This window comes from Megasphaera sp. An286 (genome assembly GCF_002163455.1).
Lineage (GTDB): Bacteria > Bacillota > Negativicutes > Veillonellales > Megasphaeraceae > Megasphaera > Megasphaera stantonii.
Genome location: NZ_NFIY01000002.1, coordinates 183,729 through 198,729, shown reverse-complemented (window position 1 = coordinate 198,729; position 15,001 = coordinate 183,729). Strand labels below are relative to the sequence as shown.

12 protein-coding genes are annotated in these 15,001 nt (G+C 53.3%); all 12 read left to right on the top strand.

The genetic code is table 11. From position 1 onward, the window contains the following. The first annotated feature begins 502 nt into the window (after positions 1 to 502). The 12 genes from B5F80_RS02200 (at position 503) to B5F80_RS02145 (ending at position 14,866) form a co-directional block, all read left to right on the top strand. Complete coding sequence (locus B5F80_RS02200) at positions 503 to 940, top strand: PaaI family thioesterase (RefSeq protein WP_087477173.1); 438 nt, start codon at positions 503 to 505, stop codon at positions 938 to 940. Then, positions 930 to 1,379: a PaaI family thioesterase gene (locus B5F80_RS02195; protein ID WP_162860283.1), complete on the top strand. Its 450-nt coding sequence runs from the start codon at positions 930 to 932 to the stop codon at positions 1,377 to 1,379. The genes B5F80_RS02200 and B5F80_RS02195 overlap by 11 nt, the downstream gene beginning before the upstream one ends. Positions 1,380 to 1,412: 33 nt before the next feature. Then, entirely contained in the window at positions 1,413 to 2,552 is a 1,140-nt protein-coding gene (locus B5F80_RS02190) for an acyl-CoA dehydrogenase family protein (protein ID WP_087477172.1), read from the top strand. Between the two features lie 287 nt (positions 2,553 to 2,839). After that, positions 2,840 to 3,865 carry a phenylalanine--tRNA ligase subunit alpha gene (pheS, locus tag B5F80_RS02185; protein WP_087477186.1) on the top strand — a complete coding sequence of 342 codons (1,026 nt, stop codon included), beginning with the start codon at positions 2,840 to 2,842 and terminating at the stop codon, positions 3,863 to 3,865. Between the two features lie 14 nt (positions 3,866 to 3,879). After that, positions 3,880 to 6,306: a phenylalanine--tRNA ligase subunit beta gene (gene pheT, locus B5F80_RS02180; RefSeq protein ID WP_087477171.1), complete on the top strand. Its 2,427-nt coding sequence runs from the start codon at positions 3,880 to 3,882 to the stop codon at positions 6,304 to 6,306. A gap of 188 nt (positions 6,307 to 6,494) precedes the next feature. Next, a complete protein-coding gene (gene tig, locus B5F80_RS02175) occupies positions 6,495 to 7,853 on the top strand; it encodes a trigger factor (RefSeq protein ID WP_087477170.1) in 1,359 nt (452 codons plus the stop codon). A 17-nt stretch (positions 7,854 to 7,870) separates the two neighbouring features. Next, positions 7,871 to 8,470 carry an ATP-dependent Clp endopeptidase proteolytic subunit ClpP gene (gene clpP / locus B5F80_RS02170; RefSeq protein ID WP_087477169.1) on the top strand — a complete coding sequence of 200 codons (600 nt, stop codon included), beginning with the start codon at positions 7,871 to 7,873 and terminating at the stop codon, positions 8,468 to 8,470. Positions 8,471 to 8,494: 24 nt separating this feature from the next. Next, entirely contained in the window at positions 8,495 to 9,727 is a 1,233-nt protein-coding gene (gene clpX, locus B5F80_RS02165; protein ID WP_087477168.1) for an ATP-dependent Clp protease ATP-binding subunit ClpX, read from the top strand. A 75-nt stretch (positions 9,728 to 9,802) separates the two neighbouring features. Continuing rightward, positions 9,803 to 12,118, top strand: coding sequence for an endopeptidase La (gene lon / locus B5F80_RS02160; protein WP_087477167.1), 2,316 nt, complete (start codon positions 9,803 to 9,805; stop codon positions 12,116 to 12,118). Continuing rightward, positions 12,118 to 12,759 carry a ribosome biogenesis GTP-binding protein YihA/YsxC gene (yihA, locus tag B5F80_RS02155; protein WP_087477166.1) on the top strand — a complete coding sequence of 214 codons (642 nt, stop codon included), beginning with the start codon at positions 12,118 to 12,120 and terminating at the stop codon, positions 12,757 to 12,759. Before lon ends, yihA begins: the two co-directional genes overlap by 1 nt. Positions 12,760 to 13,041: 282 nt before the next feature. Then, positions 13,042 to 14,016, top strand: a complete 975-nt coding sequence (locus tag B5F80_RS02150; RefSeq protein ID WP_204246320.1) for a glycosyltransferase family 2 protein — start codon at positions 13,042 to 13,044, stop codon at positions 14,014 to 14,016. A gap of 61 nt (positions 14,017 to 14,077) precedes the next feature. Further along, entirely contained in the window at positions 14,078 to 14,866 is a 789-nt protein-coding gene (locus B5F80_RS02145) for an NlpC/P60 family protein (RefSeq protein ID WP_087477165.1), read from the top strand. The last annotated feature ends 135 nt before the right edge of the window (positions 14,867 to 15,001 follow it).

The following is a 15,001-nucleotide window of genomic DNA, read 5'->3' as shown; positions in this document are numbered from 1 at the left end:
AGATATCCAAAACAGTGGATATCACCATATACATTAGATACTAAAAGGCCGGATTTACATGCCAAGATGTTTCTGTCAAATATATACCCACAACAACTTGACACTGTCGCATCTTGGCGTATCCATTGACAAGGAACGGCTCCCTTCCGTATAATATGAAATAACATGCGCTGTGGTTGAAAGTCGATGCCAGTCGCAGGCGAAGCGATCCACGTAAGGAGCTCAAAGCAGCTCTGATCATAGTGCGGCCTAGAAGTAAGACCTGCCGCGAAACGGCGAGAGAAGTAGTAGTGGGGGATACACATCTATGAGCGAACCTTCCAGCAGGCGAGTGTGGGGGTAAAGACCAGGTCAGGCATGTTGCAAAGCTGTGCATTGCGCACAGCTTTTTTTGCTATCCCAAGGAAGTTGCGTCATTTTGTTTGACGTATTTGCGCCGATATAGTAAAATGTAAAGGTATTTATATATTTATCCAACGAAGTAAAGGAGCGGATGGCGTCGATGGAGGCTGATGTACAGGCCTTAGATGACGAATTGCAGAGAAATCCTTTCGATCAGTTTATGGATTTCCACGTCATTGCAGCAGATAAACAACTGACGGTGTTAGAGTTTCAAAACAAAGGGACGAAATGGGATAATCCCAACGGCACCTTGTACGGCGGCGTCCTGTATTCCATGTCGGCTTCCGCAATGGAAACGGCTTGCGCCGTGTATGGAAAAGCCGTGCTTACGTTGGATTTGTCCATGAACTTTCTTCGCCCTGCTTTTTCCAATACGGTCATCCGCGCTGAGACGCGGGTCATTCACAACGGACATACGACGATGGTTTCCTTGTGCGACCTGTATGACAACAATGACCGGTACTTGGCTCATGGAAAGGGCACGTTTTTTGTAACCGGACCCTATGCGTTTGGAGGTGGAGAGGGACATGACCGCTGATAAACCCATAGATGTAGATGTGAACGCAGAGCTGCAGAGACGGCTTAGCCGCATTTATTCAGATATGCGGGACCCGAAGCACTATTTTAAAAATCTTCCCTGCAAGATCGAAGATTTCGCCGAAGGTTGGGTGCGTCTTAAATTTGAAATTACGCCGAATCTATGCAATTACCGGGGCATCGCCTCGGGCGGCGTTTTGGCTGCGTTCTGCGATACCCTGATGGGTATGGCGAGCCGTACGCTGGGCTACAAGGTTACGACGCTGGAGATTAATATGAATTATATCCGCCGCGTCAATTCCGGCGAAAGCCTGAACGGCGTCGGCCAGGTCGTTCATCACGGCGGCAAGACGATCGTCGTCGAATGCGAATGTTTTAACGAACAGGGTGCAGTCGTCGTCAAGGGACGGTCTTCTTTTTATATCATTGGCATGCTTTAACTAACGTAAAAACAAGGAAGGTTGGTCAGTACAATGGATTTTGCTTATAACGACGAACAAAAGGAACTTATCAGAGTCGTCCGCGATTTAGTAGAAAAGGAAATCGTTCCCTATGCTTCTGAAATGGATGAAACGGGAAAACTGCACGAAGGCCTGTTGGAAAAATTAGCCGCCCAGGGGCTATTGGGCGTAGCGATTCCGGAAGAATTCGGCGGCGCCGGCTTAGACGCCGTTACGATTGCCGGCATTTATGAAGAATTAGGCAAGGGATGCGCCGGCGTAGCTACGACGGTCGCCGCCAACGCCTTGGCCTCCTACCCGGTTATCATCGCCGGCAACGACGACCAGAAAAAACGGTATTTCGATATCATCAACCAGGATAATTTGGCGGCCTTTGCCTTGACCGAACCTGGCACAGGCTCCGACGCCGGTTCCGTATCGACCCGCGCCGTCAAGACCGAAGACGGAAAGGGCTATATCCTGAACGGCACGAAATGCTTCATTACGAACGGCGCCTTGGCCGAAGTCTTCGTCGTATTCGCCAATACGCGCAAGACCGGCGGCGTCCGCGGCCTGACGGCATTCATCGTCCGCAAGGGTACGCCGGGCTTTACCATCGGCAAGGAAGAAAATAAGATGGGTATCCGCGCTTCCAATACGACGGAACTCATTTTCCAGGACTGCTTCGTCCCCGTGGAAGACCGTCTCGGCCGCGAAGGCCAGGGCTTCCGCATTGCCATGAACACCCTCGATGCGGCTCGTCCCTTCGTCGGCGCCGTTTCCGTCGGCATTGCTGAAGCTGCCTTCCGCGCCTGCTGCGAATACGCTAAGGTCCGCGTGCAGTTTGACAAGCCCATCGCTTCGTTCCAGATGGTACAGAGCATGATTGCCGACATGGCCATGCAGATCGAAGGCGCCCGCCTGCTGGTACACCGCGCCTGCTGGATGAAGGATCAGGGTATGGAATTCAGCCGCGAAGCGGCCATTGCCAAATGCAACGCTTCCGACGTGGCGATGCGCGTTACGACCGACGCCGTACAGGTTATGGGCGGCTACGGATATATCAAGGAATATCCTGTCGAAAAATACATGCGCGACGCTAAGATCATGCAGATTTACGAAGGCACGAACCAAATTCAGCGTTTGGTTATTGCAAATAAGACGTTATATTGATACAATATATACGTTACAGCCCCGCATAGGGTATTATGGCGATGAGAAAGAGAGACTGGATTTGCAGCCGGTTACAGGAAGTGAGAGCCGTAGATTGAGAGCTTTCACCCGGAGGATTCAGGGCGTTCACTTTCGAGCTTCCTGCTGAACAGAGTAGGCAGGACGGGTATTCCCGTTACAGAATGCGAGAGACACAATTAGGGTGGTACCGCGGAATTAAAACTTTCGCCCCTGCATGGGGCGGAAGTTTTTTTTATTTGTATTAGAGGAGGAATATATCAATGACGATGATCAGCGATAAGATTGAAGCTATCAAAGCGGCAGTAGACGAACAAATAGCCAAGAGCGAAGCTCTGCAGGACGTGCAGAACATACGCGTCAAATACTTGGGCAAAAAGGGCGAGCTGACGTCTATTATGAAGGATTTAAAAAATCTTTCCAAGGAAGAACGGCCTCAGGTCGGCCAGCTTGTCAATACGGCCCGGGGCATCATCGAAGACCATTTGAAAGCTCGTATGGAAGAACTCAAGGAAAAATCCCTGGAAATGAAAATCCAGTCGGAAAAGATAGATATTACCCTGCCGGGCAGAAAACCCGTCATGGGTCACGAACATCCCCTTCATTTGACGCGCCGTCTTATGGAACAGTCCTTCCTGAACATGGGCTTTTCCATCGTAGAAGGTCCGGACATCGAATCGGATTACTATAATTTCCAAAGCCTGAACTTGCCGGAAGACCATCCGGCCCGGGATATGCAGGATTCTATGTACGTAACGCAGAACATCCTGCTCCGGACTCATACGTCGCCGCTGGAAGCGCGGACGCTGCAGGCTCACAAACCGAACGAACCGTTTAAAATCATCGCGCCGGGCAAGGTATACCGCTGCGACTACGACGCGACTCATTCGCCTGTATTCCATCAGATGGAAGGCATGATCGTCGACAAGGGCATCCGCTTCTCCGACTTAAAAGGCATGCTGGAAGACTTCCTGCGCGACATCTTTGGCCCGCAGACGAAGGTACGCTTCCGCGCCAGCTATTTCCCCTTTACGGAACCGAGCGCCGAAGTCGACATTTCCTGCGTCATGTGCGGCGGCAAGGGCTGCCGCGTCTGCTCGCACACGGGCTGGCTGGAAATCCTCGGCTGCGGCATGACCAACTTTGAAGTGCTCCGCATGAACGGCTATGACCCCAATCAGGTCAGCGCCTTCGCCTTCGGCATGGGCGTCGAACGCATTGCCATGCTGAAATACGGAATCGACGACTTGCGCCTGTTCTATGAAAACGACATGCGGTTCTTGAACCAGTTCTAGGAGGTACGAAAACGATGAAAAGCTCTTTGTTATGGATGCAGGATTATGTACATGTAGATATGACGCAGGACCCTCAGGCCTTTGCCGATACGCTCACCATTTCGGGGATTCCTGTCGAACAGGTAGAACACTGGGGGACGGAAATCAAAAAGGTCGTCACCGGCAAGATTTTGAAAATTGACAAGCACCCCGACGCCGATAAATTAGTCGTCTGCCAAATCAACGTAGGCAGTGAAACGCTGCAAATCGTCACAGGCGCTCCCAACGTGCGGGAAGGCCAGGTTGTTCCAGTCGCCGTCCACGGCGCTCATCTTCCCGGCGGCGTCAAGATCAAGCGCTCCAAGCTGCGCGGCGTAGAATCGAACGGCATGCTCTGCTCGGCTCACGAACTGGGATTTGACGACAGCGTGCTCCTGCCGGAAGAACGGAACGGCATCTGGATTTTGCCGGACGACACGCCTGTAGGCGTCGACGCCGTAGAATACCTGGCCCTGCAGGACGTCGTATACGAATACGAATTGACGCCGAACCGCGCTGACTGCTTCTCCATGGTCGGCTTAAGCCGCGAATTTGCCGTACTGAGCAATCAGAAAGCCAAATATCCGGATATCGTCGTCGATGAATGCGAAGAATCCATCAGCGGCAAAGTCAAGGTTTCCATCGAAGACGAAGAACTGTGCAGCCGCTATGCTGCCCGTCTGCTGGTCAACGTCAAAGTCGGCAAATCGCCCTTATGGATGCAGCAGCGCCTGCGCAAGTCCGGCGTTCGTCCGATCAACAACGTCGTCGATGTGACGAACTACGTCATGATCGAGCTGGGCATACCCCTGCATGCATATGACTACGACCACGTTGTCGACCATCACCTCATCGCACGGCGGGCCAAGGAAGGCGAAGATATGAAGACCCTTGACGGCGTCGACCGCAAGCTCAGCGGCAACATGCTGGTCATTGCTGACCCGGCGAAGCCGTGCTGCATCGCCGGCATCATGGGCGGCTATGACTCGGAAGTCACAGCCGATACGAAGACGGTTATCCTCGAATGCGCTTCCTTCAAAGGGTCGAGTATCCGTCACACCGGCCGGTCCCTCGGCCTGCGCTCTGAAGCGTCGGCCCGTTTTGAACGGGGCCTCGACGCCGAAGGCTGCATTGCATCCCTCGACCGCTGTGCCCAGCTCCTGCAGCAGATGGGCGCCTGCGACGTAGCCCAGGGCGTCGTCGATGTGTATCCCCGGCCGCAGCAGACAGTCCGCATTTCCTTTACGGCTGCCCAGGTCAACGCCTTCCTCGGCACGGAGATTCCGGAGGAACAGATGATTCACATCTTGGAAACGCTCCAGTTCGTTATCGAAAAAGACGGCGAAACGCTGACGGCTGTCGTTCCGTCTTATCGCCGCGACTGCACGGAAATGCCGGATATCGCCGAAGAAGTCGCCCGTATTTTCGGTTATGAAAACATTCCTTCGACGCGTCCCTGGTCCAACATCAGCAAAGGGGAAGAAGGCTATCACCATCAGGTAAGCGAAAAAGTCTCTGCCGTCCTCAACGGCTGCAGCTTGAACGAAACGGTTACATTCAGCTTCGTTCATCCCGACTCGCTGAAAAAAATGCTCTTCCCCGAAGGGGACGACGTATACAAAGCCGTTCCGATTCTCAACCCGATTACGGAAGAATTCCCGTGGATGCGCACGACCTTGCTGCCGTCCCTCATGGACGTCCTCGTACGCAATCAGGCCGTAAAGAACGAATCAGTCGGCATTTATGAAATCGCTCCGGTCTATAAGCCGAAATCGCTGCCCATTACGGAGCTGCCCGTACAGGAAATGTACGCTGCAGGCCTCCTGTACGGCAAGCGCCAGACCGGCGAATGGCCGAACAAAGCGGAACAGTACGATTTCTACGACATAAAGGGCATCGTGGAAACGATTCTTTCCAGCCTGGGTATTCAGGCTGACTTGGAAGTATCTGATTTCGCGCCCCTCCATCCGGGCAAGGCGGCGAAATTCGTCAAGGACGGCAAGGTGCTTTGCCAGTTCGGCGAGCTCCATCCGAAGGTCATCGACAACTACGACGTAGCCGGACCGGTATACGTCTTTGAAATGAATTTGACCGATATCCTGCCGCTCATCAACTTGATTCCGGATTACCACAAGGTCGCCAAGTTCCCGGCGTCGAGCCGCGATTTGGCCTTCCTGGCCCCGATCGGCACGTCCAACGCCGACATCATCGGCGTCATCCAGAAGGACGGCGGCCCGTACCTCGAAGCGGTGCACCTCTTTGATATGTACACGGGCAAGCAGGTACCGAAGGGATTCAAGAGCCTGGCATATTCCCTCGTATTCCGTTCGGAAACGGGGACGCTGACGGACAGCGATATTCAGGGACCTATCGACGCGATCATTGCAGAATTGAAAGAAACGCTCGGCTGCGAACTGCGGTAAGACGCACAGCGGCATAGCGGACAGTAGGAGACGGCAGGGAGGCAGAACTTTGAAAGTCAAAGACCCGCCCAGCCTGTCTCCTACTTTTATATTGTAAAAAAAGTAAACTTGTGGTATGATGTAGAGCGTAATATGGTAATTTAGAGATAAATTAGGGCTTTTTGGCCCATGAGGAGGACATAGTTAGAATGAACGTAACAGTTAACGAAGTAGACCAGCACAAAGTAACCCTGCACATTGAAGTGCCTGCAAAAGACGCTTCGAAAGCGGCTGCAGCAGCTTGCAAAAACTTGGCAAACCGCGTAAATATCCCCGGTTTCCGCAGAGGCAAAGCACCGCGCATGGTGCTGGAAAGCTTCTTGGGCAAAGACGCTGTGAAACAGGAAATCTTCGAAGCCATTGCCAATAAAGCGTACAGCGACGCATTGAAAGAAAAAGACATCGTTCCCGTAACGGACCCTGAAATCAACGTCATCTGCGATGAAAAGGGCAAGGACGTCGTATTCGAAGCTACGATTACGAAAAAGCCGGAAGTCAAGCTCGGCGAATACAAGGGCATCAAAGTCGCTAAAGACGTCGTTGCCGTAAGCGACGAAGACGTAGCGAAAGAATTGGCTAACCTGCAGAAGCAGCACTCCAAGCTCGTCGTAGCTCCGGAAGGAACGGAAATCGCAAAAGACGACTTTGCCGTTATCGATTTCAAGGGCACCGTCGACGGCGTAGCTTTTGAAGGCGGCGAAGGCAAGGCTTATCCGCTGCAGATCGGCTCGGGCAGCTTCATCCCCGGCTTTGAAGATCAGCTCATCGGCTGCAAGGCAGGCGACGAAAAAGACGTAACCGTCACGTTCCCCGAAGATTACTTTGAAAAATCCCTGGCTGGCAAGGAAGCCGTTTTCGCCGTTAAGGTAAACGACGTAAAACGCAGCGAGCTGCCGGCTATTGATGACGAATTTGCCAAAGAAACGGGCAAATTCGATACGGTCGACGAATTGAAGGCCGACATCCGCAAACGCCTCGAATCGAGAGCTTCCTTCCAGGCTTTGGAAAAATTCAATTCCGAAGTATTGAAGACCGCCGTAAACGCTGCGGAAGTAGACATTCCTCAGGTCATGATCGACGACAAGATCGACCAGATGATCGAAGAACTGTCCATGAAATTGGAAACGCAGCGCATGAACCTTGATGATTACCTCAAATACATGGGCCAGGATATGGACAAACTGAAAGAACAGTATGCCGAACCGGCTAAAGAAAACGTCAAGATGGATCTCGTATTGGAAGCTATCGCCAAAGCTGAAAGCATCGAAGTAAAGGATATCGACCTCCAGGCCGAAATCATCACGATGGCTCAGAACTTCGGCGCCGATCCGAAAGAAGTTTACAAAATTATCATGAAAGAACATCGCGTTCCGATGCTTGTCCAGTCTGTCGGCCGCAAAAAGGCCGCAAGCTTTATCTTGAAGAATGCTGTCGATACGAACGAAGAAGCAAAAGCTGAAGAACCTGCCGTAGAACAGGTAACGGCTGAAGACAAACCGGAAGCGTAATTTCCGGAGGTGTTTTTATGAGTATGTATGTCCCCATTGTCGTCGAACAGACGGCGCAGGGCGAACGGAGCTACGATATTTACTCCCGTTTGCTCAAAGACCGCATCGTATTTTTAGGCGGTCCCATTGACGATACGACGGCTAACATCATTATCGCCCAGCTTTTGTTCCTGGAAGCCGATAACCCGGATAAGGATATCCACCTGTACATCAACAGCCCCGGCGGCGTAGTTACGGCCGGCATGGCTATCTATGATACGATGCAGTACATCAAGCCCGACGTGTCGACTATCTGCGTCGGCTCGGCGGCGAGCATGGCGTCGGTCCTGCTGTCTGCCGGCGCGAAGGGCAAGCGCTTTGCCCTGCCCCATTCGCAGGTCATGATTCATCAGCCCTTAGGCGGCGTTCAGGGACAGGCTACAGAAATCGAAATCCACGCCCGCGAAATCCTGCGCATGCGCAAGGAATTGAACGGCCTGTTGTCCAAGCACACGGGACAGCCCATAGACGTCATTCAGAAGGATACGGAACGGGATAATTTCATGACGGCCGAAGACGCCAAAGCCTACGGCCTCGTCGACGAAATTCTCGTCCGCCCTCACGAAGAAGCGAAATAACGGGCCATACAGGAGGAAGACGCTGTGAACGATAGAAATAACGAACCGAGATGTAGTTTCTGCGGCCGCTCGCAAAACGAGGTGCAGAAGCTGATCGCCGGTCCCGGCGTGTATATCTGCGACGAATGCATCGCCGTTGCCCAGCACATCTTGGAAGAAGAAAAGCAAGAAGTATCTTCTGACTTCCAACTGAAAGATCTGCCGACGCCGCGCCAAATCAAGGAGACGCTGGACGAATACGTCATCGGTCAGGAAGCGGCTAAAAAGACGTTGGCTGTCGCCGTATATAATCATTACAAACGACTGCAGACAAACAGTGTAGTAGAAGACGTAGAATTACAAAAATCCAATATCATCATGGTAGGGCCGACGGGCTGCGGCAAGACGCTGCTGGCCCAGACCCTGGCCCGGCTGCTGGACGTGCCCTTTGCCATTGCCGACGCGACGAGCCTGACCGAAGCGGGATATGTCGGCGAAGACGTAGAAAACTGCCTGCTCAAGCTGATTCAGGCGGCGGACTACGACATCGCCAAGGCCGAACGGGGCATTATCTATATCGACGAAATCGACAAGATTGCCCGCAAATCGGAAAACCCGTCCATTACGCGCGACGTATCGGGCGAAGGCGTACAGCAGGCGCTGCTGAAAATCCTCGAAGGGACCGTGGCCGGCGTGCCGCCTCAGGGCGGGCGCAAGCATCCCCATCAGGAAATGCTGCAGATTGACACGACCAATATCCTGTTCATCTGCGGCGGCGCTTTCGACGGCATCGACAAGACCATTTTGAACCGGACGACGGATAAAAATATGGGCTTTGGCGCCGATATCCATTCGAAGGAAGAGCATTCCATGGAATCGCTCCTGAAGGAAATCATTCCGACGGACTTGCAGAAGTTCGGCCTCATTCCCGAATTGATCGGCCGTCTTCCCGTACTGGTTACGCTGAATCCTCTCGACGAAGAGGCAATGGTTCATATTTTGACGGAACCGAAGAACGCCTTGGTGAAGCAGTATCAGAAGATGCTGGATATGGACGACGTGGAGCTGGAATTTACTCCCGAAGCCCTGCAGGCTATTGCTAAGGAAGCCCTGCGCCGCAACACCGGCGCCCGCGGCCTTCGTTCCATCATTGAGCGGATCATGCTGGATGTCATGTTCGACGTGCCGAGCCGTCACGACGTGGAAAAATGCGTCGTAACGGAAGATTGCGTCACAAAAGGAACAGAGCCTGACCTTGTATTAAAACAGGTAAAATGATATAATATGGAAATAAAACTCATTTCTCTCAGTCGGAAATGAGTTTTATTTTTAGACTAAAGAAGGTGATACATCATGGATGAAAATTCGATTTTAGCGATGCCCTTCGTTCCCTTGCGGGGCATTGTCGTATATCCGAAACTGCTCAGCCACATCGACATTGGCCGGGAAAAATCCCTGGCCGCTGTCGATTACGCCATGGAACATGACCGGCTGCTCGTCGTTTCGGCTCAAGTAGATGAAGAAGTAGACGACCCGGGCTTTGACGACGTGTACCAGTGCGGTACCTTAGTCCGGATTCAGCAGCTTCTCCGCCTTCCCGGCGGGCTGGTGCGCATCCTCGTCGATGGGATTGACCGCGTGCAGCTCCAAGGCTTTTCCGAAAAGAAGAATTATCTGGAAGTAGCTGCCGTCAAGGTCGACGAAATTGAAGACGATTCTATAGAAGAAGAAGCGCTGCGCCGCGTCGTATTGAAGCAGTTTTCCGACTGGCTGGAAAACGTCCGCAACGGTGAAGAAATCCGGGAAAAGGCCAAGGCTATTGAAGAACCCGGCGCCGTGGCCGACTTTATCGTGTCCCAGCTGCCGCTGCGCCTCGTCGTGCGCCAGCAGATCTTGGAAATGGCCGAAGTCAAGGCCCGTCTGCGCCGCGTCATGATTCTCCTCGACACGGAAGTAGAAATTGCCAATCTGGAATCGTCTCTCAACATGGAAGTGCGGAGCAAGATGGACCAGCAGCAGAAGGAATACTACCTGCGGGAAAAGATCAAGGCCATTCACCGCGAATTAGGCGACAAGGTCGATAAGGATACGGAAACGCAGGAGCTGCGGGAAAAGATTCATAAGATGAAGCTGCCGAAAAAGATCGAAGAGCCTCTGCTCAAAGAAGTGGACCGCCTCGATTCTATGCCGCCTATGATGGCGGAGTCGGCGATTATCCGCACCTATCTGGACTTGGCGTTGGAACTTCCCTGGAAAAAAGAAACGAAAGACCGCCTCGATTTGAAAGAAGCTCAGAGTGTTTTGGATGAAGACCACTACGGCTTGAAGCAGGTCAAGGACCGCATCATCGAATATTTGGCTGTCCGCCAGCTGACGCACAGTTTGAAAGGGCCTATCCTCTGCTTTGTCGGCCCTCCGGGCACCGGCAAGACGAGCATCGCCCGTTCGATTGCCCGGGCCATGAACCGCAAGTACGTCCGCATTTCCTTAGGCGGCGTGCGGGATGAAGCGGAAATCCGAGGCCACCGCCGCACTTACATCGGCGCGATGCCTGGCCGCATCATTTCGGGCCTCAAGCAAGCCGGCGTCAAGAACCCCGTATTCCTTCTTGACGAAATCGACAAGATGACGTCGGACATGCGCGGCGACCCGTCGGCGGCCCTTCTCGAAGTATTGGACCCGGAACAGAACAATTCCTTCGCCGACCATTACCTCGATATTCCCTTCGATTTGTCCAAGGTCTTCTGGATTACGACGGCCAACGTCGTCAGCGATATTCCCCGGCCGCTCCTGGACCGCATGGAAATTATCGAATTTACGAGCTATACGGAAGAAGAAAAGGTACAGATCGCCAAACAGTACCTCGTGCCGAAGCAGCTCAAGGAAAACGGCCTCAAGGCCAGCCAGGCCCGCTTCTCCGAGGCCGTCTTGAAGACGATTATCCAGGGGTATACGCGCGAATCGGGCGTCCGCACTCTGGAAAAGACCATCGGCGCCGTATGCCGCAAGGTAGGCAAGTCGATTTTGCTGGAAGAAGAAACGCCGCTTACCGTATCGATGAAAAATCTCCAGACGATTCTCGGCCCGGTTAAATATCTGCCGACGAAGGTCAACAAGGCCGACGAAGTCGGCATCGTCACAGGGCTGGCCTGGACGCAGGTCGGCGGCGAAGTACTGGAAACGGAAGCCGTCGCCGTCAAGGGCAAGGGCAGCCTGCTACTGACGGGACAGCTTGGCGACGTCATGAAGGAATCGGCTGAAGCCGGCATGACCTACATCCGCCGCCGCGCCGGCGAGCTGGGGCTGCCGGAGGATTTCTATTCTCATTTGGATTTGCACATCCACTTGCCTGAAGGAGCCATTCCGAAGGACGGACCGTCGGCAGGCATTACGATGGCTACGGCCCTAGCTTCGGCCCTGACGGGCAAGGCTGTGCGGCACGACGTGGCCATGACCGGAGAAATCACCCTGCGGGGAACGGTCCTTCCCGTCGGGGGAATCAAGGAAAAGGTCATTGCGGCCCACCGGGCCGGCATCAAAAAGATCCTGCTGCCGGAAGAGAATAAGCGCGACATGGACGACGTGCCCCAGTCGGTAAAAGACGATGTGACCTTTGTATTTGTGCATCATATGGATGAAGTATTAGAACAGGCATTGGTGAACTCATAATGGCAAAGAGCTTGCAAATAATCAATCCGAAATATACGGCGTCGGCTGTCCGAAAGGATCAGTATCCCGACAGCGGCTTGCCGGAAATCGCCTTTTTAGGCCGCTCCAACGTAGGGAAGTCGAGCCTCATCAACTCCCTGTGCAATTATCGCGGCCTGGCCCGGGTCAGCGGCGAACCGGGAAAAACGCAGACTATCAACTACTTCAGCGCCGAGCTGCGGGAAAAAGACGGCGAAGCGGTTCGCCGCACGCCCTTTTTCCTCGTCGACCTGCCGGGATACGGCTTTGCCAGGACTGGCGGCCAAAAGCGGCAGATGTGGAGCGACTTTATCGGCGAATACGTCACCCAGTCGCCTCACCTGGTCATGCTGTGCCTGCTCGTCGACCTGCGCCATCCCGGACTGGATATCGACCGGCAGGCCTATCAATGGCTGTCGGAACATGGCGTTCCCCTGCAAATTGTCGGGACGAAGGCCGATAAGCTGAAGGCCAGTGAAAAAAGAAAAAATATGATAATGCTCAACCAGATCTTTCCGACGGGCCATGACGCCGTTGTTCACTCTTCCTTGAAGAAGGAAGGCAGCGCAGCGTTGTTAGAACGCATCCTCATGAGCCTGGACGAAGCGAGCAGCCTTCCGTGATGCCGCAGGCATTGCGTACATCCGGCGTCCTATTGCGGCGCCGGATGTTTTTTATAAGGCCGAAGCGGCAGCAAAGCCGCCTGTTATATCGAGTTTTACAGTAATTTACTGGAAAAACGGGGGCGTTTTTGCTATAATAAATTAGATAAAGCAGCTGTTCATCAGATGAAAAATTAAAAAACGTATGCAGCATATCGCAACCGGTAATTCGTAAACGGCAGATTACCGGTTCTATACTTTGTAAGTTTTGGCAGTACGTTGGTAAGGATGGTATAGTTAACGATGAGCCTTTTTGAGGGGAAAGCCCGGAAGCTCCTGTCCATTGTCGTTCCTGTATACAATGAACAATTAAACATTGAGAAGTTTTATACAGAAGCGACAAAGGCAGTTCAGAATCTGGACATGGAATATGAAATTATATTTGTCGACGACGGATCCAGGGATGCGACGCCGCTGCTGCTCAGCCGGCTGACGCAGCAGGACGAGCACGTGCGGGCGCTTTTGCTGGCCCGTAATTTTGGTCATCAGCTGGCTATTACGTGCGGCATGGACCATGCCCGGGGCGATGCCGTCATCACGATGGACGGCGACCTGCAGCATCCGCCGGAAATGATTCCCAAGCTGGTTCAATACTGGCGCGAAGGGTATGACGTAGTACAGACGATCCGCAAGGATACGAAAGGCGCAGGGATTTTGAAGCGGCAGACATCCAAATGCTACTACCGGCTGCTGAATGCGCTGTCTCCCGTTCATATTGCGCCGGGCGGCGCTGATTTCCGCCTTCTTGACAGACGCGTGCTGGAAACGTTTAAGCTGTTCCGTGAGCACGACCGCTTTATTCGGGGCATTATCGGCGATATTGGCTACAGGCAGAAGACCATCGACTTCGTAGCGCCGCCGCGGTTTGCCGGAAAAGCTAAGTTTTCCGTGCGCAAAATGCTGCATTTGGCCTTAGACGGCATTATGGCGTATTCGAAAATACCGCTGCGCATTTCTTTCTACGCCGGCGTGGTCAGTGCGTTTTTAAGTATTCTCATCATACTGCATGCCCTGTATTCCAACGCTACAGGCTCAGCGGCGCCGGGATGGACGACGGTCATCGTCGTCATCTGCATTTTAGGTGCCCTGCAGCTCATATTTATCGGTATTGTAGGCGAATACATAGGCCGGATTTTTGAAGAAGTAAAGCAGCGTCCCCTCTATTGGCTGCGAGCCGAACTGGGCGGACGCGGCGAACTGGAGGAACGCAACCGATAGCAGCCGAATCCTCACGGGGGACGGAACGGCCGGGGCGTTTCGGAGACGGAAAGGAGCTTGTATGCGAAACGAAATAAAACGGATATGGATATGGGCCGCCGTGCTGGCTGCCATGGCTCTTCCTGTCAGCGCTGCCGATTATTACGCCGTAGGCGATAAGGGCGGCGATGTGCTACTCCTTCAGCAGCAGCTGATCAAGCGGGGCTACGACGTTGAGGCCGACGGCGTATTTTCCAAGGATATGGCAAAAGCCGTGTCTAAATTCCAGAAGGATCAAAAAATACAGGTTAGCGGCAAGGTCGGCGGCTGGACATACTATCTTCTGACGGGCAAGCGGACGCTCATGCCGAAGGACAGCGGCTCCAAAGCCGTGCAGAAGCCGGCGAAGAGCAAGCAGAAACCCGCCAAAAAGACGAAGGCTAAAAAGGCCGACAAGACGTCCAAGCTGAAGTATACGAAGCTGAAAAGCCTCAAGGGCTCCGACCACATCGGCCATCAGCTCGTCGATTCGGCATACCAGTACATCGGCGTGCCCTATGTGTTCGGCGGCAATACGCCTAAGGGCTTCGACTGCTCCGGCTTTACGAAATACGTCTTTTCCCACAACGGCATCGAATTGCCGCGCATGGCCGACGAGCAGTACCGCATGGGGTTCCGCGTGCGGAAAAACGAGCTCATACCGGGCGATTTGGTTTTCTTTACGACTTATGAGCCGGGCGTGTCCCATACGGGCATTTACGTCGGCGACGGCAATTTCATCAGCGCGACGAGCAGCGGCGGCATCCGCGTAGACAGCCTGAAAAGCGGTTACTGGTCCGAACGCTATATCGGCGCCAAACGGGTCAGATAAATAGAATACCATGGCTAGCAAGAGGCCCTTCCTTCGGCGGTGTCCCAAGGGCAGCTTCTGCTAGCCATTCCTTATAATGAAAAATTTGTAAAAATAAGTGAAAAATATAAGGGAAAAGGTTGCCCAATGAGGGCA